At 70.9% G+C, this 22,624-nt stretch carries 26 protein-coding genes and 2 tRNA genes; 14 read left to right on the plus strand and 14 right to left on the minus strand.

Going from position 1 to position 22,624, the window contains the following annotated elements; genetic code table 11:
• The first annotated feature begins 56 nt into the window (after positions 1-56).
• Both pheA and AB3K78_RS00215 read left to right on the plus strand, forming a co-directional pair.
• Positions 57-1,016, plus strand: a complete 960-nt coding sequence (gene pheA, locus AB3K78_RS00210) for a prephenate dehydratase (protein WP_416445113.1) — start codon at positions 57-59, stop codon at positions 1,014-1,016.
• 197 nt (positions 1,017-1,213) lie between these two features.
• Positions 1,214-1,564: a hypothetical protein gene (locus AB3K78_RS00215; RefSeq protein WP_416445115.1), complete on the plus strand. Its 351-nt coding sequence runs from the start codon at positions 1,214-1,216 to the stop codon at positions 1,562-1,564.
• A 22-nt stretch (positions 1,565-1,586) separates the two neighbouring features.
• Here the strand turns inward: AB3K78_RS00215 and AB3K78_RS00220 are convergent, their stop codons facing one another.
• Both AB3K78_RS00220 and AB3K78_RS00225 read right to left on the minus strand, forming a co-directional pair.
• Positions 1,587-1,967: a diacylglycerol/lipid kinase family protein gene (locus AB3K78_RS00220; RefSeq protein ID WP_416445117.1), complete on the minus strand. Its 381-nt coding sequence runs from the start codon at positions 1,965-1,967 to the stop codon at positions 1,587-1,589.
• Entirely contained in the window at positions 1,964-2,593 is a 630-nt protein-coding gene (locus tag AB3K78_RS00225) for a diacylglycerol/lipid kinase family protein (protein ID WP_416445119.1), read from the minus strand. Before AB3K78_RS00225 ends, AB3K78_RS00220 begins: the two co-directional genes overlap by 4 nt.
• An 81-nt stretch (positions 2,594-2,674) precedes the next feature.
• On the opposite strand from AB3K78_RS00225, the gene serS reads away from it, so the two are divergent.
• The 6 genes from serS to AB3K78_RS00255 all read left to right on the plus strand — a co-directional run bounded on the left by serS (position 2,675) and on the right by AB3K78_RS00255 (position 7,416).
• The gene (serS, locus tag AB3K78_RS00230) at positions 2,675-3,946 is read left to right on the plus strand and encodes a serine--tRNA ligase (protein ID WP_416445121.1); all 1,272 of its coding nucleotides are present in this window, start codon (positions 2,675-2,677) and stop codon (positions 3,944-3,946) included.
• 3 nt (positions 3,947-3,949) lie between these two features.
• On the plus strand, positions 3,950-4,816 hold the full coding sequence (locus AB3K78_RS00235; protein ID WP_416445123.1) for an HAD family hydrolase: 867 nt from the start codon (positions 3,950-3,952) through the stop codon (positions 4,814-4,816).
• A 10-nt stretch (positions 4,817-4,826) separates the two neighbouring features.
• Positions 4,827-4,917, plus strand: a tRNA-Ser gene (locus AB3K78_RS00240).
• Between the two features lie 189 nt (positions 4,918-5,106).
• On the plus strand, positions 5,107-6,432 hold the full coding sequence (locus AB3K78_RS00245; protein WP_416445125.1) for an LCP family protein: 1,326 nt from the start codon (positions 5,107-5,109) through the stop codon (positions 6,430-6,432).
• Positions 6,433-6,474: 42 nt separating this feature from the next.
• A tRNA-Ser gene (locus tag AB3K78_RS00250) sits at positions 6,475-6,566 on the plus strand.
• A 160-nt stretch (positions 6,567-6,726) separates the two neighbouring features.
• A complete protein-coding gene (locus AB3K78_RS00255) occupies positions 6,727-7,416 on the plus strand; it encodes an SOS response-associated peptidase family protein (protein WP_416445127.1) in 690 nt (229 codons plus the stop codon).
• Here AB3K78_RS00255 and AB3K78_RS00260 read toward each other — a convergent pair.
• From AB3K78_RS00260 to upp, 4 genes are all read right to left on the minus strand, one after another.
• Positions 7,413-8,630 carry an aminotransferase class I/II-fold pyridoxal phosphate-dependent enzyme gene (locus tag AB3K78_RS00260; RefSeq protein ID WP_416445129.1) on the minus strand — a complete coding sequence of 406 codons (1,218 nt, stop codon included), beginning with the start codon at positions 8,628-8,630 and terminating at the stop codon, positions 7,413-7,415. The genes AB3K78_RS00255 and AB3K78_RS00260 overlap by 4 nt on opposite strands.
• Positions 8,631-8,741: 111 nt before the next feature.
• A complete protein-coding gene (locus AB3K78_RS00265) occupies positions 8,742-9,263 on the minus strand; it encodes a DUF4870 domain-containing protein (protein ID WP_416445131.1) in 522 nt (173 codons plus the stop codon).
• 280 nt (positions 9,264-9,543) lie between these two features.
• Positions 9,544-10,413: a winged helix-turn-helix domain-containing protein gene (locus AB3K78_RS00270; protein WP_416445133.1), complete on the minus strand. Its 870-nt coding sequence runs from the start codon at positions 10,411-10,413 to the stop codon at positions 9,544-9,546.
• Positions 10,414-10,647: 234 nt separating this feature from the next.
• Complete coding sequence (gene upp / locus AB3K78_RS00275) at positions 10,648-11,283, minus strand: uracil phosphoribosyltransferase (RefSeq protein WP_099723876.1); 636 nt, start codon at positions 11,281-11,283, stop codon at positions 10,648-10,650.
• A gap of 97 nt (positions 11,284-11,380) precedes the next feature.
• Between upp and AB3K78_RS00280 the strand changes: the two genes are divergently transcribed.
• The gene (locus AB3K78_RS00280) at positions 11,381-11,815 is read left to right on the plus strand and encodes a nucleoside deaminase (protein ID WP_416447269.1); all 435 of its coding nucleotides are present in this window, start codon (positions 11,381-11,383) and stop codon (positions 11,813-11,815) included.
• A 30-nt stretch (positions 11,816-11,845) separates the two neighbouring features.
• Here AB3K78_RS00280 and AB3K78_RS00285 read toward each other — a convergent pair whose 3' ends face one another.
• The 5 genes from AB3K78_RS00285 to AB3K78_RS00305 all read right to left on the minus strand — a co-directional run bounded on the left by AB3K78_RS00285 (position 11,846) and on the right by AB3K78_RS00305 (position 17,085).
• A complete protein-coding gene (locus AB3K78_RS00285) occupies positions 11,846-12,925 on the minus strand; it encodes an ABC transporter ATP-binding protein (protein WP_416445135.1) in 1,080 nt (359 codons plus the stop codon).
• Positions 12,915-13,811: an ABC transporter permease gene (locus tag AB3K78_RS00290; RefSeq protein WP_416445137.1), complete on the minus strand. Its 897-nt coding sequence runs from the start codon at positions 13,809-13,811 to the stop codon at positions 12,915-12,917. Before AB3K78_RS00290 ends, AB3K78_RS00285 begins: the two co-directional genes overlap by 11 nt.
• The gene (locus AB3K78_RS00295; RefSeq protein ID WP_416445139.1) at positions 13,808-14,653 is read right to left on the minus strand and encodes an ABC transporter permease; all 846 of its coding nucleotides are present in this window, start codon (positions 14,651-14,653) and stop codon (positions 13,808-13,810) included. The genes AB3K78_RS00290 and AB3K78_RS00295 overlap by 4 nt, the downstream gene beginning before the upstream one ends.
• A gap of 138 nt (positions 14,654-14,791) precedes the next feature.
• Positions 14,792-15,934: an ABC transporter substrate-binding protein gene (locus tag AB3K78_RS00300; RefSeq protein WP_416445141.1), complete on the minus strand. Its 1,143-nt coding sequence runs from the start codon at positions 15,932-15,934 to the stop codon at positions 14,792-14,794.
• A gap of 188 nt (positions 15,935-16,122) precedes the next feature.
• Entirely contained in the window at positions 16,123-17,085 is a 963-nt protein-coding gene (locus AB3K78_RS00305; RefSeq protein ID WP_416445143.1) for a cation diffusion facilitator family transporter, read from the minus strand.
• Positions 17,086-17,198: 113 nt separating this feature from the next.
• On the opposite strand from AB3K78_RS00305, the gene proC reads away from it, so the two are divergent.
• Positions 17,199-18,053, plus strand: a complete 855-nt coding sequence (gene proC, locus AB3K78_RS00310) for a pyrroline-5-carboxylate reductase (protein WP_416445145.1) — start codon at positions 17,199-17,201, stop codon at positions 18,051-18,053.
• 7 nt (positions 18,054-18,060) lie between these two features.
• Here proC and AB3K78_RS00315 read toward each other — a convergent pair whose 3' ends face one another.
• On the minus strand, positions 18,061-18,726 hold the full coding sequence (locus AB3K78_RS00315) for a potassium channel family protein (protein WP_199068322.1): 666 nt from the start codon (positions 18,724-18,726) through the stop codon (positions 18,061-18,063).
• Positions 18,719-20,092, minus strand: a complete 1,374-nt coding sequence (locus AB3K78_RS00320) for a TrkH family potassium uptake protein (RefSeq protein ID WP_416447270.1) — start codon at positions 20,090-20,092, stop codon at positions 18,719-18,721. The genes AB3K78_RS00315 and AB3K78_RS00320 overlap by 8 nt, the downstream gene beginning before the upstream one ends.
• 159 nt (positions 20,093-20,251) lie before the next feature.
• On the opposite strand from AB3K78_RS00320, the gene AB3K78_RS00325 reads away from it, so the two are divergent.
• From AB3K78_RS00325 to AB3K78_RS00340, 4 genes are all read left to right on the plus strand, one after another.
• Positions 20,252-20,707 (plus strand): ArsR/SmtB family transcription factor, encoded by a 456-nt coding sequence (locus AB3K78_RS00325; RefSeq protein ID WP_416445147.1) that lies wholly within the window; start codon positions 20,252-20,254, stop codon positions 20,705-20,707.
• Positions 20,708-20,812: 105 nt separating this feature from the next.
• Complete coding sequence (locus AB3K78_RS00330; protein ID WP_005504750.1) at positions 20,813-20,911, plus strand: 30S ribosomal protein bS22; 99 nt, start codon at positions 20,813-20,815, stop codon at positions 20,909-20,911.
• A 201-nt stretch (positions 20,912-21,112) separates the two neighbouring features.
• On the plus strand, positions 21,113-21,367 hold the full coding sequence (locus AB3K78_RS00335; protein WP_416445152.1) for a glutaredoxin family protein: 255 nt from the start codon (positions 21,113-21,115) through the stop codon (positions 21,365-21,367).
• 55 nt (positions 21,368-21,422) lie between these two features.
• On the plus strand, positions 21,423-21,725 hold the full coding sequence (locus AB3K78_RS00340; RefSeq protein ID WP_416445154.1) for a Dabb family protein: 303 nt from the start codon (positions 21,423-21,425) through the stop codon (positions 21,723-21,725).
• 36 nt (positions 21,726-21,761) lie between these two features.
• On the opposite strand, the gene AB3K78_RS00345 is transcribed toward AB3K78_RS00340, so the two are convergent.
• On the minus strand, positions 21,762-22,574 hold the full coding sequence (locus AB3K78_RS00345) for a helix-turn-helix domain-containing protein (protein WP_416445156.1): 813 nt from the start codon (positions 22,572-22,574) through the stop codon (positions 21,762-21,764).
• Positions 22,575-22,624: the final 50 nt, after the last annotated feature.

Consider the following 22,624-nt stretch of genomic DNA (forward strand, 5'->3'; position numbering starts at 1 on the left):
GCGATCCGACGCTCGCCGCAGCGCTCCGCGTCGTCCGGGTGGGTACGCTTGACCCCATGAACGAGCGCCCCGCAGGATCCCGCCGGTACAGCTACCTGGGCCCGGCCGGGACCTTTACCGAGGCCGCGCTCAAGCAGGTGCCCGAGGCCGCCGGCGAGGAGTGGCGCCCGGTCGCGAACCTGGGGGAGGCGTTGAACGACGTCGTCACGGGGGTGAGCGATGCCGCGATGATCGCGATCGAGAACTCGATCGACGGCGGCGTGACCGTCGCGCAGGACGCGCTCGCCACCATTCCCGACCTGCGGATCGTGGGGGAGTACCTGGTCCCCGTGGACTTCGTGCTCGTCGCCAGGCCCGGCGTCCGCCTCGAGGACATCGAGGTCGTCGCCGCCCACCCCGTGGCGTACGGGCAGTGCCGCGCCTGGCTCGACGAGCGCGCGCCCGGGCACCGGCACCTGCAGGCGACCTCGAACGTGCAGGCTGCGGCCGACCTCTTCGACCCCGAGAAGGGCATCGACGCGGCGATCGCCCCGCCCGGCATCTCCGATCACTACGCCGTCGAGGTGCTCGCCGAGGGTCTCGCCGAGAACCCCGACGCCGAGACCCGCTTCGTCCTCGTCAGCCGCACCGTGCCCGTCGGGGAGCCGACCGGGGCCGACAAGACCTCGCTGATCGTCGAACTGCCGGACGACCGCGCCGGCGCGCTGCTCGACCTGCTCGAGCAGTTCGCGACCCGCGGCGTCAACCTCACCCTGCTGGCGTCGCGCCCCATCGGCGACCGCATGGGCCGCTACCGCTTCGTGATCGACGCCGAGGGGCACGTGAAGGACGAGCGGGTCGCCGACGCGCTGCTCGGCGTGAAGCGGTTCAGCCCCAACGTCGTGTTCCTCGGCTCCTACCCCCGTGCCGATCGCGTCGCCGCGTCGATCCGCGATGCGCACGACGACGGCACGTTCCGCGAAGCGCGAGACTGGCTGCGCGGCGTGATCGAGGGCACCGCGGACGGCGAGGGGTAGCGCTCCGGATCGCGGCCGGGCGCTCCGGAGCGCCCGCCGCTCGCGCGGTGGATCTGCGTCGGCGCGGTGCGAATGCGGGGCCTTCGTCCGATCGAGCGCGAACTCACCGCCCGCCCCTCGACAGCGCCGCACCCCGCTGGGAGGATGGGAACCCCGGGGCAGGACCCGGCCGCCCCGGATCGACGGAGGAGGCGACCATGCGCTATCTGCTGCTCTGGCACACCGACGAGACCGAGCTCCGCGAACGCAGCCCCGAGTGGCACGAGGAGATCGCGGCCTATCTGACCCGCTTCGAGGACGAGCTCGCGAGCACCTCCGAGCTCGAGTGGACCGAGGTGCTCGGGCCCGAGGGGCAGGCCCTGATGGTCGGCCCCGGCCCGGTCGTCCGCGACCGCGACCCAGGCATCGAGGGGAGACCGCTCGGGCGGGTGTGGGCGGTGCGCGCCGAGACGCGCGATCGCATCGTCGAGCTCGCCTCCGAGCTCGCGGGCGAGCTCGACGCCTGGATCGAGGTGCGCGAGACGCGGCCCGGATCCCAGCGTCCGTGAACCGGGTGCCCGGAACGCTGCGCTATCGGCCGAGCGCGGGAACGCTCCAGTGCGGGAGCACCCGCACGACGAGCGCGCCCGGATCGACGGTCCCGCTCGCCGCGAGCGCCAGGCCGAAGTCGTCGCCGTCGAGCTGGATCGGCTCGGGCGAGGGCACCGAGAGCGCGTATCGCTGAGCCCGCAGATAGCTGACGCTGCGGGTGTCGTGCACGAGGTCGATGATCCGGCGGCCGGCCTTCGTCTTGCGCAGCACGCCGTTCTCCCAGCCGATCTTGTTCCAGATGCGCAGCCACGAGAACGGGCCGAGCGGTCGCAGCGCGACGACGTCGAGGCGGCCGTCGTCGATCTCCGCGTCGGGGATCAGCAGGACGCCGCCGGGCATGAGCCCGCAGTTGCCGATCATGACGGTGTAGACGGAGAGCGATTTCGAGGCCTTGCCGTCGACGGAGTAGAGGATCTGCAGGGGGATTCGCGGATCATGGTGCGGAGCCCCGCGTCGACGTAGGCGAGCCAGCCGACGCGCTTCTTGAGCGACGAGCTGGTCGAGCGGATGGCCCGCGCATCGAGGCCCATGCCGGCGAGCACGAGGAACACGTGCTCGTCCTCGCTCTCGTCTTCCCGGATGATCGTCATGACCCCGAGGTCGATGGGGCGATTGGTGCCGCCGAAGGCCGCGCGCACCGCCGATCCGAGATCGTTCAACGGGATCCCGAGGTTCCGGGCGAGGAGGTTTCCCGTGCCCTGCGGGATCACGGCGAGGGGCACGCCCGTGCCGCGGAGCGCCTCCGAGACGGCGCGGATCGTGCCGTCCCCGCCCGAGCCGAGGATCACGCTCGCCCCGTCGGCGACGGCCCGGTGGGTCGCGGCGACCCCGGCGTCATCGGCGTCGGTCGCGTACCAGCGGGTCGGCGCCCAGCCGGCCGCGGCTTCCCGCCGGCCGACCTCGCGACGGAGCGCGACGATGTCGGTCTTGAAGGGCTGGTAGACCACCGCCGCGGCGGGCTGCGTGCGCGCGTGCGTTCGGGTCATGCGCCCAAACTACCGCGCCGGGGGTCGCTCGCGCCTGGATGCACCGTCCGGATCCAGCGTCCTGCTGGCTAGACTGGGCTCGTGATCGATCCAGTACTCCTCCGCACCGATCCCGAGCAGCTCAAGCGCTCCCAGCGCGCGCGCGGAAACGACGAGGCGGTGGTGGACCGGGCCGTCGCCGCAGACGAGGCCCGGCGCAGCGCCCTCTCCGAGTTCGAGCGCCTGCGCGCCGAGCAGAAGGAGTTCGGCTCCCGGGTCAAGTCCGCATCGAAGGACGAGAAGCCGGCGCTGATCGCCCAGGCGCAGGAGCTCGCGGCGCAGGTCAAGGCGGCCGAGGCGCTGGCGAAGGCCCGCGACGAGGAGTTCTCGGCGGCCGCGATGCGCATCGAGAACGTCGTCGTCGACGGCGTGCCCGTCGGCGGCGAGGAGAACTTCGTGACGCTGCGCGAGGTCGGCGAGGTGCCGAGCTTCGACTTCGAGGCGCGCGACCACCTCGAGCTCGGCGAGATGCTCGGGGCGATCGACATGCAGCGCGGGGCCAAGGTCTCGGGCGCTCGGTTCTACTTCCTGAGCGGCATCGGCGCCCGCCTCGAGATCGCGCTCATGAACATGGCGCTCGATCGCGCGCTGTCGAACGGCTTCACCCCGCTCATCACCCCGACGCTGGTCAAACCCGAGATCATGCAGGGCACCGGCTTCCTCGGCGAGCACGCCGACGAGGTGTACCACCTGAAGGATCAGGACCTCTTCCTCACCGGCACGAGCGAGGTCGCCCTCGCAGGGTTCCACTCCGACGAGATCATCGATCTCGCGAGCGGTCCGCTGCGCTACGCCGGCTGGTCGACCTGCTATCGCAGCGAGGCGGGTTCGCACGGCAAGGACACCCGGGGCATCCTCCGCGTGCACCAGTTCAACAAGCTCGAGATGTTCGTCTACGCCGACCCGGCCGAGGCCGAGGCCGAGCACGACCGTCTGGTCGGCTGGCAGGAGGAGATGCTGCAGGCGCTCGAGCTCAGCTACCGCGTGATCGACGTCGCCGCGGGCGACCTCGGATCGAGCGCGGCGCGCAAGTTCGACATCGAGGCGTGGATCCCGACCCAGGGCACCTACCGGGAGCTCACCTCGACGAGCAACTGCACCACGTACCAGGCGCGCCGGCTCTCGACCCGCTTCCGCGGCGAGAACGGCAGGACCGCTCCGGTGGCCACGCTGAACGGCACGCTCGCCACCACCCGCTGGATCGTGGCGATCCTCGAAACGCACCAGCAGGCGGACGGCAGCGTCCGCGTGCCCGGGGCGCTGCGTCCCTACCTCGGCGGCCTCGAGGTGCTGACCCCGATCGCGGGGGCCTAGACCGTGGCGGCCGGGTTCGCGGCGGACGAGCGCCACCTCATCGCGCTCGACCTCGACGGCACCGTGCTCGACAACGAGCACCACGGTTCGGCGGGGACCGACTGGGACGAGCAGATCCCCGAGCGGGCCGGCAACGCGATCCGCGCCCTGCACGCCGCCGGGCACGAGGTCGTCATCGCGACCGGGCGGTCGGTCGACGCGACGCTGCCGGTCGTCGAGGCGCTGCGCATCAAACCCGAGTGGGTGGTCGCCGCCAACGGGGCCGTGACGCTGCGCCGCGACGCGCTGGCGCCGCGCTCCTACCGGCGCGAGTACGTCGAGGCCTTCGATCCGAGCGACGCGCTGGTCAAGATCCGAGCCCAGCTCCTCACCGCGCGCTTCGCGGTCGAGCTCGCGAGCGGCGGGTTCCTCTACACCGAGCCGATTCCCACCGGCACGCTGCCCTCCGAACAGCGGCAGGTGCCGTTCGAAGAACTGCTCGGAGTGCAGGCGTCCCGCGTGGTCGTGGTCTCGCCCGACCACCGTCTCGAGGAGTTCCTGAGCGCTGTCGAGACGCTCGGACTCACGCACGTGTCGTACGCGGTCGGCCGCACCTCGTGGCTCGACATCGCGCCGAGCGGCGTGACCAAGGCGAGCGCGCTCGAGGTCGTGCGCTCCCGGGCCGGCATCGACCGCTCCCGCGTCTTCGCGGCGGGCGACGGCCGCAACGACATCGACATGCTCCGGTGGGCCGGGCATCACGGCGACTCGGTGGCGATGGGGCAGGCAGTGGCCGACGTCCGCGCCGAAGCGGGTCGCGTCACGGCGCCGGTCGATCAGGACGGCCTGTTCGAGGCGCTGCGCGACCGCTTCCCCGCGCTCCTCGGCTAAGCTCTTCTGCGGTGGGTTGTCCGAGCGGCCGAAGGAACTTGTCTTGAAAACAAGCAGGCGGTAACCCCGTCTCAGGGGTTCAAATCCCCTACCCACCGCCACGAACGCCCGGTCAGAACACGGTTCTGGTCGGGCGTTCCCCGTATCCCGTGGGTGCGCCGCGTTCGCCTGGGAGCTCGCCCGGGGCGGGGCGACCCCCAGGATCCTCCGGTACTCTCGTTCTGACGTATGCGCGTCTTCGCCGGGATCCGGCGGTGACGCGCGATCCGACAGGTGGGGAATCGAACGGCATGGCGAAACGGCGGCGGGACGCGGCAGGGGAGTGGGCGAGTGCTCGGCACGGCAAGCTCCGGCGCTCGAGCGCGTGGCTGAACTCCGGCCGGATCCTGCTCACCATGGCCGTCGTCGTGCTGCTCAGCGGCGCGTCCATCGCCGCCTACGCCGTCTGGGGTCTCGCGACCAGCGTGCACACGGTCGACGGGCCCGACGCCGTCGCGGCGGGAGAGGACTCGCTGAAGGGCGAGGTCAACATCCTCCTCGTCGGGTCCGATTCCCGGCAGGGGCAGGCGATCAACGACGGCGAGACGGGCGAGCTCAACGACGTGACGCTGCTGCTGCACGTGGCCGCCGATCACAAGAGCGCGACCGTCATCAGCTTCCCGCGCGACCTCATGATCCCGATCCCGAGCTGCCCGGCACCCGGTGGGGGCGAGTTGCCGGCGATGAGCGAGCAGCAGCTCAATTCGACGCTCTCGGAGGGCGGCCTGCCCTGTGTCATGCTCACGATCGAGCAGCTCACCGGACTCAAGATCCCCTACGGCGGACTCATCACCTTCGACGGCGTGATCGGCATGTCGAACGCGCTCGGCGGCGTCGAGGTCTGCCTCGCCGAACCCATCGTCGATCCGAACACCGACCTCGACCTGCCGAAGGGCGAGGTCACGCTCAAGGGCATGGAGGCGCTGCAGTTCCTGCGCACCCGCCACGGCGTCGGCGACGGCGGCGACACGAGCCGGATCAGCAACCAGCAGATCTTCATGTCGAGCCTCGTGCGCAAGATGAAGAGCGCGGACACGCTGTCGAACCCGCTGAAGGTCTACGCGCTCGCGAAGGCCGGCGTCGAGAACATCAAGCTCACCAGCAACATGGCGTCGGCCGGGTTCCTGCAGGCCCTCGCGGGCACGGTGAAGGACATCGATCTCGACCGCATCACCTTCGTCCAGTACCCGAGCTTCCCGCACCCCTACCAGCAGGGTCGCCTGACTCCCGACGAGGAGTCGGCGAAGACGCTGTTCGACATCCTCAAGAGCGGCAAGCCGTTCGAGGTGGCCAAGGTCGGCGAGGGGGTCAAGACCGAGGGGGCACGTCCACGCCTCCGCCCGCCACGACCGCGCCTCCGACGACCACGGAGGCACCCAGCACGACGGCTCCGTCGGCCACGACGCCGCCGGCGACCACGGCCCCGCCGACCACGACGAAGCTGCCCGACAACATCTCGGGGCAGAGCAGCGCGACGCAGACCTGCTCCCAGGGCCGCACCGTCCTCTGAGGCGCGGGCCGGTACGGCGCGGAATCCGGCGTCGGACCGGTCGCCGCGCCGGGCGGATTTTTCGTGAGGCCCTCTCCTCCCGTATGATGGAGTTCGCGTGCGAACGCGAGGAGACGTGCCGGAGCGGCCGAACGGACTTCACTGCTAATGAAGGGTCGGGCTTACACCTGACCGGGGGTTCAAATCCCCCCGTCTCCGCCAACACCATGAGAAAGCCCCCGCCCAGGCGGGGGCTTTCTCATGTTCCCAGAATGCGGAGATCTGCAGAATCTCGGACGTTCGGGCCCGAGAGGTCCGAAATCGTGCGGATCTCAGCGTGCGAGACCGCCCGGCGCTGTCGCCACGGCATACGCTGGCAGTCATGTGCGGCACCTACGGATTCGATGAGGTGCGCGCGAGCGGGGCCGGGCAGCGCCGCGTCTCGTTCGTCGCGGTCGACGAGGCCGCCCACTCGGAGCGGCTCGGCCAGTGGGCCGCCGCGCTCGGCGGAACCGCGCAGATCACCCGGCGGAAGGCCCGCAACCTGAATCCGCTGGTGCACGAGGTCGCCGGCGAGCGACGCGTGGATCCGGGGTGGTGGTGGCTGTGGCTGAACGGTGCCCCGGCGCCCTTCAGCGCCTTCAACTCGCGTGACGACGCCCTGATGCGCAGCTGGCGGGTGCCGTTCCAGCGGCGGGCGATCCTGCCGGCCACCTGGTACAGGGAGCAGGGCGCGCGGTTCGGGTACGCGGGCGAGCCGTTCGGGATCGCCGCGATCACGAGCACCGTGCCGCAGCGCGACGGAAGTCCGCTCGTCACCTATTCGATGGTGACGCGCGCCGGCGTCGGAGCAGCCGCGTCGGTGCTGTCGTCGCGCGGCGAGGCGCGCATGCCGCTGATCCTGCCCGAGGAGATGCACGACGAGTGGCTCGCCGCAGACCGGCCGGGCGATCAGGAGTTCGTCGCGTGCGCGGTCGCGTCCTCCGAGGAGCTGTGCCGGGCGATCGTGCGAGCGGAGCCGGAACCCGAGACCGCGCGTCAGGATCGGGCCCCGGTGCTCTTCGATTTCTAGCGGGACGCCCCGAAGGCGATCAGGCGCTCCACCGCGGTCTCGAGGGTCGCCCGATCCTTCACGAAGGTGAACCGCAGCCAGGGCGCGAGCGCGAGCGCCGTCGGCGACCCGGGCACGCAGAACGCCGACAGTGGGACCGTCGCGACGCCCGCGGCCTCGGGCAGCGCGCGGGCGAAGGCGGCGCCGTCCGCGTGCGCCCCGAGCAGCGCCGAGGCGTCCGCGCAGACGAAGTAGGTGCCCGACGGGACCACCGTGTCGAATCCGGCCCGTCGCAGGCCGTCGACGAGGAAGCCGCGCCGAGCGTCGAGGTCGTCGCGCAGCGCAGCGACATCGGGGTCGCCCTCGTCGAGCGCGCGGGCGACCGCCGGCTGGAACGGCGCGCCGCCGACGAAGGTCGTGAACTGCTTGATCGCGAGCACCGCTTCGATCAGCGCGGCCGGTCCCGAGATCCAGCCGATCTTCCACCCGGTGAGCGAGAAGGTCTTCCCCGCCGACGACACGGTGAGCGTGCGCTCGCGCATCCCCGGGAGCGTCGCGATGGGCACGTGGGACGCGCCGTCGAAGGTGAGGTGCTCGTAGACCTCGTCCGAGAGCACGACCGCGTCAGCTGCGACGGCCGCGCGCGCGATGGCCTCGAGCTCGTCGGCGCTCAGCACGGAGCCGGTCGGGTTGTGAGGAGTGTTCAGCAGGATCAGGCGCGTGCGCGGCGATACCGCGCGTTCGAACGCCTCCAGGTCGACGCGGAACCCGTCGGGCCCCGGCACGATCGGAACGGGGACGTGGGTCGCACCCGCCATGGCGATGTTCGCGGCGTGCGAGTCGAAGAACGGTTCGAGGGTGATGACCTCGTCGCCGGGGCCCGCGAGCGCGAGCACCGCGGTCGCGAGGGCCTCGGTGGCGCCGGCGGTGACGAGCACCTCGGTCGAAGGATCCAGCTCCAGGCCGTAGTGCCGCCGCTGGTGCCGGGCGACGGCGGCCCGGAGCTCGGGGACCCCGCGCCCCGGCGGATACTGGTTCGCACCATCGCGGATCGCGTCGACCGCGGCTTCGCGGATCCACTCGGGTCCATCGGCATCCGGGAATCCCTGCCCGAGGTTCGCGGCCCCCGTTCGCGCGGCGAGCGCGCTCATCTCCGCGAAGATGGTCGGCCGGGTCGTGCCGTCGGGGGCGACGAGGCCGGTGGCTGCTGCGACGGTGCGCCAACGTTCGGTCATCGCCCCAGTCTAGGATCCGTCTCGGGCACCGCCGGCTGTCGAAGTCAGGCGCCGTAACGCGAACGGGCGCCGAACCACGAGGGTTCGGCGCCCGGAGCGCAGGGGTTCCCGCTACTTCACCATCGGGAGGTTGAAGAGGAAGCCGGGCTGCTGACCGGCGCGGTAGTTCTGCGGCGCCTTGACCGCGGCGATGATGTGGAAGACGAACAGCACGATCGCGCCGACCCACAGGAGGCCGCCCAGGATCCAGCCCAGGTAGGGGATCCACGCGACGAAGACGATCGCGGCCCACACCATGACCCGCAGCAGCGAGAAGTTCAGGTTCGCGGCGTGGAAGGCGCGCGCCTGCGGGTTGCCCTTGTCCTTCTCGATGAGGAAGAAGATGAGCGCCGGGAGCCAGGTGAAGAACACCGAGAGCCAGTAGTTCAGGGTGATGTTGCTCACCGGATCGGCGACGGGCTGCGCGTAGCCGGGCTGCTGGTAGCCTCCGCCGGCGGGCGGCGGGGTCTGGTAGCCGCCGGCCTGGGGTGCGGCGTAGCCGGGCTGCTGCGGCGCGGCGTAGCCGGGCTGCGGAGCCGCGTAGCCGGGCTGGGGTGCGGCGGGCGGCGCCTGGGGCGCTGCGGCCGGCGGCACCTGGGGTGCGGCCGGGGGAACCGCGGGCGGCGGGACCGGTGCACCGGCGGGGGAGGGACTGCGGCGCCGGAGCCGTTGTCGGGGCCCTGCTGGCCGTCGTTGGCCTCGGGAGGCAGCGTGGTCATGTGAGTCTCCTCAACTTGGGTGCTTGCTATGTGCTCCCCGACGCTACTCCTGCTTGCGCCGAAACGGGAGAGCAGCACCGAGAATTCGTCTGATTGGCAGCAGATCGTGACCCGTCGGGCCGGTTCTGCGAGACGCGGGGGATCGGACCGGGGGATCAGAACAGATCGGGGCTCGGCGCCGAAGTGTGCAGGATCGAGACGTCGGCGTGGCGATCGAAACGGTAGCCGATGCCGCGCACGGTGCGCACGATGTCCTGGTACTGCGCGAGCTTCACCCGCAGGCGGCGCACGTGCACGTCGATGGTGCGCTCGTTCGGGATCTCGCTCTCGGGGGCGTCGGCCCAGAGCGTCGTGATGATCTCTTCGCGGCTGACCGTGCGGCCCTCGCGGAGCACAAAGTACTGGAGGAGCTCGAACTCGCGGAAGGTGAGGGGGCTGCGACGTTGTCGAGCAGCACCCGCTTGCGGGTGAGGTCGATGGTCACGCCGCTGGCGGCGCGATCCTCGTCGACGGGCTCGTCCTTCTTCTGCCGGGCGATGGCGGCCGGATCGCCGAGCGCGAGGCGGACGACATCGACGTCGCGTCCGCCGGCGCCCTCGGGCGCCAGCGCGACAGCGGCGTAGGTCTCGGCAGCGGGGGAGAGCTGCGCGACGAGCTGCTTGATCTGCGCGACGATGGTGCCGAGCGCGGGGTCGCCCGCGGCGATCTTGTCCTCCGACAGGCCGACGTAGAGTGCGAAGCCGCGCACCTCGGTGCCCTCGGGGACCCGGCGTGCCGGGGCGGTCTGCGGCTCGGTGCCGCGCGGGGCGAGGTCGGGGCGGGCGGCGCGCAGGTTCTGGGCGGTCGAAGCGGTGGGAGCGGGAGCGGTGAGCGTGGTCATGATGATGTGCGTCCTTGCGGTGCGCCGAACACGGTTCGGCGAAATGTGCCTCGTCGGTGACGAGCGGTGCGGCGGATCCCGTGCAGAAACGGATCTCGCCGGAGGAGTGCAGCCTGCGCCCGAGCGGGGCGGCGTGCGTGGGCACCTGCGGGTTCGCGGTGATTCGCGGAACCTCCGGTGCGGGCTACCGGTTCGTTAGATGCACATTCGACAGCGCATGACACCACGGCGGCACATCATCATGCCGTTCAGCCCAAAGTTCACCTCGAAGGCGGACTGGGGTCGCGTGGTTGCGGTCATAACGCAAAGTTAAGCAAAGTATTTCGCCCCGTGTCAAGCGGAATGCTCGGCACGGGGCGAAAGTGATGCGTGACCTGGATTAATCGGCGGTTCCGTACAGGCGGTCGCCCGCGTCGCCGAGGCCGGGAACGATGTACGCGCGGTCGTTGAGGCCCTCGTCGAGCGCCCCGAGCACCAGGGTGACCTTCCGGTCGCCGGCGGCCTCGCGGATCGCTTCGACGCCCTCGGGGGTGCCGAGCACGCAGATCGCGGTCACGTCGTCGGCGCCGCGGTCGAAGAGGAACTTGATGGCCGCCGCGAGCGAGCCGCCCGTGGCGAGCATCGGGTCGAGCACGAAGCACTGGCGGCCGGCGAGCGACTCGGGCAGCCGCTCGGCGTACGTGGTGGGCTGCAGCGTCTCCTCGTTGCGGGCCATGCCGAGGAACCCGACCTCGGCGGTCGGGACGAGCTTGACCATGCCCTCGAGCATGCCGAGGCCCGCGCGCAGGATCGGGACGATGAGCGGCAGGGGCTCGCTCAGACGCACGCCGGTGGTCGTGGTGACCGGGGTCGTGATCTCGACGGGCTCGACCCGGACCTCGCGGGTCGCCTCGTACGCGAGCAGGGTCATGAGCTCCTCGATGAGGAGCCGGAAGGTGGGCTGCGGGGTCCGCTCGTCGCGGAGAACCGTAAGCTTGTGAGTGATGAGCGGGTGATCCGCAACGACGACGCGCATACCTCGATTCTAGAGGGCGCGGGGCTGCGAGGGGAGTGGGATGCCGAGCACCGCATCGGCCGCGCCGATTCCCCCGACCGCCGAGGAGCTGCGGCTCATGGGGCTCGCCCTCGCCGAGGCGCGACAGGCGTCCGCCGAAGGCGAGATCCCCGTCGGCGCGATCGTCGTCGACGCGGCGGGCACCGTGGTGGGGACCGGCCGCAACGCGCGCGAGGCGGTGCCGGACCCGACGGCGCACGCCGAGGTGCTCGCGATCCGCGCGGCGGCGGCGGGCATCGACGACCGCGTGCTCGACGGCTGCACGCTCGTCGTCACCCTCGAGCCCTGCGTCATGTGCGCGGCGACGATCCTCGCAGCTCGAATCCCCCGCGTCGTGTTCGGTGCCTGGGATGAGAAGGCCGGCGCGGTCGGCAGCGTCTACGACCTGCTCCGCGACGGCCGACTGCCGCACGCGGTGCCCGAGGTGGTCGCCGGCGTGCGCGCCGACGAGGCCGCCGAACTGCTGCGCGACTTCTTCGAGCAGCGCCGGTAGCCGATCGCGGGCCCGGGCCGCGACCGTGCGCTAGCTCCGAGGCGCCACCGTCACTGCTTCGGACGCGAACGTCACCCGCACCGAGTCGCCCGGGCGCAGCACCGTGTCTGCGCCGTGCTGCGCGGCGAGGGTCGCCCCGTCCGCGAGCTGGACGACCGTGCGCCGGATCGACCCGAGGAACCCGCTCGAGACCACGACGGCGTCGAGCGGGTCGATCCGCTCGGTCACCGGCTGCAGCCGCACGTGCTCGGGGCGCACGTACGCGGTGACCTCGGCACCGACGCCGGTGAGCTGGGGCGCCTCGAGCACGGGGATGCTCGCGCCGTGCACGCGCACCACGCCGCCGTCGAGCCGGCCGTCGACGCGGTTCGAGAGCCCGACGAAATCGGCGACGAACGGCGAGACGGGGCGGCGGTACAGCTCCTCGGGCGTGCCGAGCTGGGCGATCCGGCCGCCCTCCATCACGGCGACCCGATCCGACACGGCGAGCGCCTCCTCCTGGTCGTGCGTGACGAACACGGTCGTGATGCCGAGTTCGGTCTGGATCGCGCGGATCTGCTCCCGCAGGCGCACGCGCACCTTCGCGTCGAGCGCGGACAGCGGCTCGTCGAGCAGGAGCGCGCGGGGGCGGGTGACGAGCGCTCGGGCCAGGGCGACGCGCTGCTGCTGACCGCCCGAGAGCTCGTGCGGGAACCGTTCGGCGAGGTGCTCCAGCCCGACGATCTCGAGCATCTCGCCGATGCGCGCGGCGCGCTCCGGTTTCGAGATGCGGCGCATCTGCAGGCCGAACTCGACGTTGCGCGCGACCGAGAGGTGGGGGAACAGCGAGTACTGCTGGAACACCATGCCGACGTCGCGCCGGTTGACGGAAACGTCCGTGACGTCGTCCGAGCCGATGGTGATGCGCCCGCCCGACACCTGCTCGAGCCCGGCGATGCAGCGCAGCGCGGTGGTCTTGCCGCAGCCGGACGGCCCGAGGAGGCAGATGAGCTCGCCGGGCGCGAGCGACAGGTCGACGCCGTGCAGCACCGTGGTCGAGCCGTAGGACTTGGTGACGGATTCGAGGCGGACGGGCGAGCCCGCGGAGGCGGGGCGCGGATCAACGGACATCGGGGGACTCTTTCGACGGGAGGGGTGCGGAGATGGATCCGGTGACGGCGGGCGCGGGCAGGGCGGGGGAGGCCGCCCGCCGGGCTCGGCGGCCGCCGCGGCGCGCAGAACCGGTGGCGCTCACGAGCAGCAGCACGACGAATGCGCCGACGAGCGAGAGCAGCGACACGATCACGGCCACGAACGGATCCGACTTGGAGATCTGCAGCAGGGCGGTCTGCAGGGTGGTGCGGTTGAGCAGCGAGGACACGGTGAACTCGCCGAGCACGATCGCGACGGTCAGGAGCGATGCCGCGAGCAGGCCGCGGCGCACGCCGGGTGCGATCACCCGCGCGAGCACGGTGCCCCACCCGGCTCCGAGCGACCGAGCGGCCTCGGCGCGGACCCGGGCGTCCATGCCCTGCAAATCGGAGACGATCGCGCGGTAGGCGAACGGCAGCACGAGCACTCCGTAGGCGAACGCGAGGGTCCAGACGCCGGATCCGAACAGCTGCCCGATGCCGCGGTAGATCGGTGCGAACCCGACGACGAGCACGATCGCCGGGATCGCGATCGGCAGCACCGTCAGCAGGTCGAGCGCGCGTTCCAGCCTCGGGAATCGCAGGTGGACGAGCACGATCGTCGGGAAGAACAGCGCGAGCACGATCCCGAGCGTGATCACTGCGAGCAGCACCGAGTTGCCGAGGCCCTGGAACAGGATCCGGTAGCCGCGCGACTTCTCGGGGTCGAAGAGGGCCGCCCAGTGCTCGAGCCCGTAGCCGCCGGAGGCCTGGCGCAGGGTGAACTCGACCATCGCGGCGAGCGGGATCAGGAAGACGATGCCGATCACCGTCACGACGGTGATCGCCAGCCCCGTCGAGGGGCGGCCGGGGACCCGGGCGCTCATCGCTGCCACCGCGCGGCCCGCGCCATCAGGCGGCCGTAGGCGAGCATGACCGCGGTCATGACGATGATCATGCCGAGGGCGAGCACACCCGCGGTCGATGCCGTCGTGCCTCCGGTTTCGCCGATCAGGGCGGCGCGGATCTGGAGCGGCACGATCTGGGACCCCTGGCTGATGAGCGCCGCGGCGGTCGCGTACGACGAGAAGGCGTTGGCGAAGAGCAGCAGCAGGGACCCGAGGAACGCGGGGGCGAGCACCGGCAGGCCCACCCGGGTCCAGTAGCTCCAGCTGGAGCCGCCGAGGGTGGCGACCGCCTCGGCCCAGCCCGGGCGCAGCGCTGCGACCGCTGGGAGGAACGTGATGACCATGAGCGGCACCTGGAAGTAGAGGTAGGGCAGGATCAGGCCGGGCAGTTCGTAGAGCCACACTCCGTCCTGGAAGATGTTCACGCCGAGGTGATCCTTCAGCAGCACCGTGACCACCCCCTGGATGCCGATCGTGGCGATGAACGCGAAGGCGAGCATGACGCCGCCGAACTGCGCGAGCACCGAGCTCGCGGAGTCGATCACGCGGCGGATCGCGCCGCCCTCCGGGAGCGCGGCGAGCGCCCAGCAGAGCACGGCGCCGATGGCCGCTCCGACGACGGCCGTGAGGGCGCTGACCCAGACGCTCGCACCGAACGCCTGCAGCGTATCGGGGTGGACCAGCACCGACAGGCTGGCGAAGGAGAAGCCCTCCGGGGTGCTGAAGCCGCTCGCGACGGCGAGCAGCGTGGGCACCGCGAGGAAGAGCAGGATGTACGCGCCGAACGGCGCGAGGCCGAGGGCGGGGAGCAGTCGTTTCATGGGGGTCCGTCGGGTCGGGTGCAACCCGCCGGTTGAGCGAGGCACGAGTCGAAACCGCGGTGCTGGTGGTGATTTCGACTCGCAGGCTCGCTCAACCGGCGGTGGGATGGTGGCCCGCTGGCGCGAGCGATGAGGCGCCTACTTGACCGCCGCGGCCCAGCGGTCGGCGAGCACCGTGTTGGCGGCTTCGGTCTGCGCGGCGTCCGGCGAGATCCAGTCGCTCGACCGGGTGCCGAAGGTCGCCTGCTCGATGAGCTTCTCGTCGGCCGAACCGGCCTTCTTCAGCGCCTCGACGCGCACCGGGACGGCGTTCGCCTCGAGGTAGAGGGCCTGCGCCTCGTCCGAGAAGATCCACTCCTGCCACAGGCGCGCGGCGGCGGGGTTCGGGGCGTCCTTGCTGATCGCCTCGTTGTAGAACGAGACGTAGGCGGCGCCGGGGAGCACGGTGGTCTTCCAGCTCGGCTTGTCCTTGGCGGCCGCGACGTTGTTGAAGGACCAGTCGAAGACGACCGGGGTCTCGCCCGAGGCGATGGTGGCGGGCGTCGGGTCGACGGTGAGGAAATTGCCGGCCTTCTTGAGCTTCGCGACGAAGTCGACGCCCGGGCCGAAGTCCTTCACGCCGCCGCCGTTCTGCGCCGAGATGAGACCGACCGCGGCGAACGCGGCTCCCGCCTGGGTCGGGTCGCCGTTGAGCGCGACCGCGCCCGTGTACTTGGCGCCGAGCAGGTCGTCGAGCTTCTGGGGCTCGGGAACCTTCGCCGAGTCGTAGCCGATCGACATGATGCCGGAGTAGTTATTGACCCAGAGGCCGGTCTTCTCCTTGTTGGCGTCGGGGATCTCGTCCCATTTCTCGACCTGGTACGGCGCGAACTTCGCGGTGTTCGCGAGCGCGACGGCGGCGCCGAGATCGAAGACGTCGGGCGCGGTGTCCTGGCCCTTGAGGTTGTCGGCGGCCTGGATCTCCTCGGCGCTCGAAGCGTCGGGGGAGGCCGAGTTGACGGTGATCCCGTACTTGTCCTCGAAGCCCTTGATGATCTTGCCGTAGTTGGCCCAGTCCTCGGGGAGGGCGATGACGTTGAGCTGCCCCTCCTTCTTCGCGGCCTTCACGAGGCCGTCGATCCCGCCGAAATCGGCCGCGCTGGTCGCCTTCGCGGCGTCGACCGAGCCGCCCTTCGCGTCCGAACCCGAGTCGGACGACGAGCAGCCGACGAGCGTTCCGCCGAGGATGAGTGCTGCCGTCGCGCTGAGGGCGACCGTTCGCAGCATCGCGCGTGAGTTCACGTGGAGTTCCTTCCATCACCAGAGGGGCCACCCTGGCGGGTTCGAACCGGCGATGCCGGGTCGGTCGGCGAAGCCGGGCCCGGGATCTCAAGCTACGTTCGGCGGGTAGCCGCAGGTCGAAGCCCGGGTTACGGGAAGGTGACCGCTCGGTGCGGTCTCAGCGCGTCGCGGGGAAGGCGCCGGGCGCCTCAGTCGCTCGACAGCATGACGATGGAGCCCGTGGTGGGCTGCACCGTGTTGGGATCGAGGTAGACGTCGGGCTCGACGTAGATGATGCGGGCCGCGGGCACCGCCTCGCGGATCCGGCGCTCGGCGAGGTTCACGATGACCGAGACCTCGCGCATGGTGCGTTCGGCTGCGACGCCGATCTTGGCGCCGACCATGAACTCGTCGGGGCCGAGGTAGAGGGTCTTCATGTGGATGATGCGCTCGACCTCGGAGTTCGCGAGCAGGGCCTGCTCGATCTTCGCCACGTCCTCGTCGCTCGCGCCCTCGCCGACGAGGAGGCTCTTGACCTCGATGCCCACGATGATCGCGACCGCGATGAGGAGCACGCCGATGAGGATCGTCGCGATGCCGTCGAAGACGCTCTCGCCGGTGATGACGGTGAGGCCCACGCCGAGCAGCGCGATCACGAGGCCAGTGAGCGCGGCGAGGTCCTCGAGCAGCACGATCGGGAGCTCGGGGGCCTTCGACCGGCGGATGAACGAGAACCAGCTGGCCGTGCCCTTGTGCGGGCGGCTCTCGGCGATCGCGGTGCGCAGCGAGAAGCCTTCGAGCCCGATCGCGATGAGGAGCACGAGGATCGGCAGCCACGGGGCCTCGAGGGCGTGCGGGCTCTGGATCTTCGAGATGCCCTCGTACACCGAGAACACGCCGCCGACCGAGAACAGCACGATGGCGACGACGAACGCATAGACGAAGCGCACCCGGCCGTAGCCGAACGGGTGCTCCTTGTCGGGGCGCTGCTTCGCGCGGCGGCCGCCGAGCAGCAGGAGGAGCTGGTTGCCCGAATCGGCGAGCGAGTGCACGCCCTCGGCGAGCATCGACGAGGAACCCGAGACGGCCCAGGCGATGAACTTGGTGACGGCGATGCCGAGGTTCGCGAGGAATGCCGCGATGATCGCCTTGTTACCGCCGGTCGCGCTCATCGCCGGACTCCCTCCACACTGACTCCATCGGGCGTCGGGGCGCGCGCTGGGCGGCGCCCGTCGGCTCCGTTCGCTCCGTGCCGGAGCGGTGCATCCATCCTAGGATGGGCGACGTGAGCGACTCGAATACTTCCGCCGTGCGTCTTCCCCGAACCGTCCTCCTCGGAGTCGGATCGATGGGCGGCGCGATCCTCGAAGGCCTGCGCGCACCCGAGGTGCGCATCGACGGCCCCATCACCGTCACCACCCGTTCCGCGGCCAGCGCTGCGGCGTTCGACGGTGCCGAGGACGTGCGCGCGCTCGCGAGCGAGACCGAGCCGGAGGCGAACCGGATCGCCGTGCGCGGCGCGAGCATCGTGATCCTGGCGGTCAAACCGTGGATGATCCACGACGTGCTGCGCGAGATCGCCGGGGACCTCGAACCCGGTGCGATCGTCGTCAGCGTCGCGGCGGGAACCACGATCGCGAGCATGGAGGCGCTCGTGCCCGCCGTGAACCCGGTCGTGCGGGCCATGCCCAACACCCCGTCGGTGATCGGCAAGGGCGTCACCGGCATCGCGGGCGGCGCGGTCGCCGACGCCGAGGTCATGGACACGGTGCGTGCGGTGTTCGAGACGGTCGGCCGGGTGCTCGTGGTGGACGAGGAGCAGATCAACGCCGTCGCGGCCGTCTCGGGGTCGGGGCCCGCATACCTCTTCCTGTTCGTCGAGGAATTCGTCGCCGCGGCGAAGCGGCTCGGTTTCGACGACGACGCGGCGAAGCTCCTCGCGGAGGGCACCGTCGCGGGCGCCGCGGCGCTGCTCGAGTCCTCCGGCGAGGATCCTGCCGAGCTGCGCCGACGCGTCACGAGCCCCAAGGGCACCACCGAGCAGGCCGTGCTCGTGCTGCAGTCCGGCGGCTGGGCCGATCTCCTCGACCGCGCGCTCGCCGCCAACGTCCGGCGCTCCGAGGAGCTCGCGGCGGGCTGATCCGCGACTAGGCGATCGCGGCGAAGCGCTCCACGTCCGCCGCGGTCCCCGACACGATGATCAGGTCGTGCGACGACACCACGGTGCTCGGCGTCGCGTAGGTGAAGGGCTGGCCGGGCGTCTTCACCCCGACGACGGTGACCCGGTAGCGGGAGCGCACGCCGCTCGACTCGAGGTCGAGGCCGCGGATCGAGCGCGGCGGGTACATCTTCACCAGCACGAAATCGTCGTCGAACTGGATGAAGTCGAGCATGCTGCCGCTCAGCAGGTGCGCGACGCGCTCGCCGGCCTCCCGCTCGGGGTAGATGACGTGGTGCACGCCGATGCGCTCGAGGATCTTGCCGTGCGAGAACGAGATCGCCTTCGCCCAGATCTGCGGCACTCCGAGATCCACGAGGTTCGCCGCGATGAGCACGCTGGCTTCGATCGAGGATCCGACGGCGACGACGGCGATCTGGAACTCGTCCGCGCCGATCTGGCGGAGCGCCTCGATGGAGCGCGCGTCGGTCTGCACGGCGTGGGTGACGCGGTCGGCCCACTTCTGCACGAGGGTGGCGTCGGTGTCGACCACGAGCACTTCGCGGTCCTGGCGGTCGAGCTGGCCCGCGGTCGCGGCGCCGAAGCGTCCGAGTCCGATCACCAGCACGGGGGCATCGCTGCGGATATCAACCAACGATCGGCCTTTCTTCGGGGAGGCGGAACATGCGGGAGCGGCTCGTCGCCGCGACCGCTGCCGCGAGCGTGACGGTGCCGACGCGTCCGGCCCACATCGTCGCGGCGAGGACGTACTTGCCAGCATCTGGCAGGTTCGCCGAGAGGTCGGTGGAGAGCCCGCAGGTGCCGAACGCGGAGATCACCTCGAACAGCACGATGTCGAGCGGTTGGCCGGTCATGTGCATGATCGTGATCGAGGCGATGGCGACGATGGTCGCGCCCCAGATGACGATCGAGACGGCGACGCGCAGCACCTCGTTCGGGATCCGCCGTCCGAAGGCCTGCATGTCCTGGTATCCGCGGGCCTCCGCGTAGGCGGCGAGGAACAGCACCGCGATGGTGGTCACCTTGATGCCGCCGGCCGTCGAGGCGGAGCCGCCGCCGACGAACATGAGCATGTCCATGACGAGCAGGGTCGAGCCGTGCATGTCGAGCGGATCGACGATCCCGAGCCCGCCGGAACGGGTCATGACCGACATGTAGCCGGCGCTGAACAGCGTCTGCCCGAGGTTCTGCGAACCGAACGTCGACGGGTTGTCCCACTCGAGGCCTGCGATGGCGAGCCAGCCGAGGATCACGAACGCGATGGTGGTGGTGAGCGTGAGCTTGGCGTGCAGTCCCAGGCGCTTGTGCGCGCGCCAGCCGCCACCGGCCAGGTAGCGGTAGAGCGCGAAGATGACCGGGAAGCCGATGCTGCCGAGGAACACGCCGATGGCGAGCACCGACAGCAGGTAGCCGTCGGTCTCGTAGGGGGCGAGGCCGCCCGGGAGCGGCACGAAGCCGGTGTTCGTGAACGCCGAGGCCGCGAGGTAGAAGCCGTTGCCGAGCGCGTGCGGCAGCGAATAGCCCTCGAGCAGCAGGCGGGGCGCGATCATCAGCGTCAGGGCGGCCTCGATCACGAGGAGGCTGATCGCGACCGCGCCGAGGAGGCCGCCGATGTCGCCGAGCCCGACGGCCTGGCTCTCGCTGACTCCGCGACCCGTGCGCATGGGGTTGGTGTCGGTCGCGGCCAGGAGGCGCTGGCGCAGACCGAGGCGCCGGGTGACGGTGAGCCCGAGGATGCTGGCCAGCGTGAGCACGCCGATGCCGCCGATCTGGATGCCGGCGAGGATCACGAGGTCGCCGAAGATCGACCAGTGGCTGGCCATGTCGACGGTCGAGAGGCCGGTCACGCAGATCGCCGAGACCGCCGTGAACATGGCGTCGGCGAGCGGGGTGATGGTGCCGGCCGCCGAGGAGATCGGCAGGGAGAGGAGCGCGGTCCAGAGCAGGATGAGCGCGGAGAAGACGAGGATCGCGAATCGCGCGGGCGAGGACTGGATCATGCTCTGGATCCAGGACTTCTGCGCTAGAGGAGCGGACGTCCTGCGCATCGCGCGCTGTGCCCTCACGTCTCCTTCTTTCGACTCGCCCGACGGTTCGGTGCAACGGCCCCGAAGTTCGCGGTTGTCATGCTACACACCCGTCGGGCTACCCTGGTGGCTATGCCTGACATTTTCGGAGTCATCGCCGACGCGACCCGTCGCGATATCCTGCAGATCCTGCTCGAGCGGCATCTGGAGGGCGCGGAGATCAGCGTCTCCGAGATCGTCGCCCGGCTCGAGATCAGCCAGCCGACGGTCTCCAAGCACCTGAAGGTGCTGCGCGACGCCGAACTGGTCACCGTGCGCGAGGAGGGACAGCACCGCTTCTACTCGCTCGATCCCGAGCCGCTCGAGATGATCGAGGACTTCGTGATCCCGTTCCTCTCGGCCGGGTTCGAGACCGAGGTGTCGGTCGAGTACCTGTCGGAGTCGGGGGAGCCCGTTCCCGGGCCGGACTCCGACGAAGAGGTCCTGCCCGAGGGCGTGGCCGCCGCGGCCGAGGGGATCGGTCGGGTCGCGGCGAGGGCGGAGCACCAGGTGAAGGAGCTCGTCGCGCGCTTCCGCCTGCGCGGCTGAGGCGACCCCGCGGGCGTCGGTTGGCTTCATCCGGCGCGCCGATGTTAGGATGTGTGTTTTGTGGGCCATCGACCCGATGCGGCCCTGAGACGTTGTGAGGTACCGATGGGTTCAGTTATCAAGAAGCGCCGCAAGCGCATGTCGAAGAAGAAGCACCGCAAGCTGCTTCGCAAGACTCGTCACCAGCGTCGCAACAAGAAGTAGTCGACGCGCGCCACGAGGCGCACGATCGACGAGAGGCGTCGGGCGCTGCCCGGCGCCTCTCTTGCGTTTCGGGGAGTGAGCTCCGTCGTCTTGCGCGCGGGGCTGTGCCCGATCACGTCACCCTGCGCGAGGAACGAGTCGCAGGATCTACACTGGCTGGGTGCCGAATCCCGTCTCGATCCGACTGCTGAGCAAGCCCGGATGCCACCTGTGCGACGACGCGCGAGCGGTGGTCGAGACCGTGCGGTCCGAGACCGCGGAGCGGGGATCGCCACGGAGCTCGAGGAGCTCGACATCCTGCAGGACGCCGAGCTGGCGCGGCGGCACTCCGAGGACATCCCGGTCGTATTCGTGAACGATCGAAGGGTCGCGATCTGGCGCGTGGATCCGGCGAAGCTGACCGCCGCGATCGAGCGCGCGGCGAACGGCCCGAAGTTCGCGCTGTTCCGCCGCTGAGCGCGGTGCCCTGCCCCGAGACCCGAACCCGAACCCCCGACCGAGGAGAACTCGAATGACCCTGCGCCATGTGGTGAGCTGGAAGCTGAACGGCGAGACCCGCGAGGAGCGCGACGAGCAGGCCGCTCGTGCGATCGCCGCGATCGAGCCGCTGCGCGAGAGCGTCCCGAGCGTCCGCGCGCTCGACGTGCGCCGCAACGAGCTCTTCGACGGCGACAACTTCGACGTCACGCTCATCGCCGACTTCGACGACGCCGAGGGACTGGCCGTCTACGCCGGGCACCCCGAGCACCTGCCGGTGGTCGCGCTCATGAAGCAGATCACCGCGGCCCGTGCCGCGAGCGACTTCACCGTCTGAGCGGCCGCGGGTCCCTCGCCGTCCGGTCGCGCGAGCTCACCCCGTCGCCGCACGCCGGTAGTCGCGGGGCGTGCGGCCGAGCACGGTCGTGAAGTCGCCGGTGAAGTGGGCGTGGTCGGCGTAGCCGAGCTCGGTCGCGAGGTCGGCGATCCGGAGCTCCGGGTCCTCCCGCAGCCGCTGCGCCGCCTCCTGCAGACGTCGGCGGCGGATCATCGCGAGGGGCGGGACGCCGAGGAACCGATCGGCGAGGCGCTGCAGACTGCGCACCGAGAGGTGCATGCGCGCGGCGAGCTGCTCGACGCGCGTGATCGACGGGTCCTCGACGAGGACCGCGAGTCGATTCGCGAGGGCCGCGTCCGATCCGGCGGCCGGGGCAGGGGCGCGAGCGGTCACCCAGTCGGCCAGGCGCGCGGCGGCCGCGGCGCGGCGCACCGCACCGTCGGCTGCGGGATCCGTCATGGCGCGGAGGACCCGATCGTGGAGCTCCTCGGCCCCCTGCACGATCAGCGGAACGGCGCGGTCCCGGAGCTCGGAGGGGCGCCCCAGCAGCGCCGGCTGCACCGCGGGCCGAAGCAGCGCTCCCACCGCCCAGCCTCGACCGCTCAGGATGCGCTCCGATCTGCGGGTCGGCGGGCCGACGATGGTCGTGCCTCCGGGCTCGACCACCAGATTGGCGGCGGGGAACGGCAGCACCTCCTGCCGTGATTCCTCGCCGGGGCCGAGATCCCACTCGGGGATCCACACCCAGCGCATCGCATAGGCCGCCTCGGGAGGTACGGGCACTCGATGGAACGCGGGGAGCCTCGACGGGAACAGGGTCCCGCGCTCTTCGTCGCTGCGTCCGGTCATGCTGCTCCGCGGGGTATCCGGCCGACGGCCGCGGCGCCGTCCGGCGACCG

Origin of the sequence: Leucobacter sp. HNU, from assembly GCF_047946755.1 — a bacterium.
In the GTDB taxonomy this organism is placed as follows: domain Bacteria; phylum Actinomycetota; class Actinomycetes; order Actinomycetales; family Microbacteriaceae; genus Leucobacter.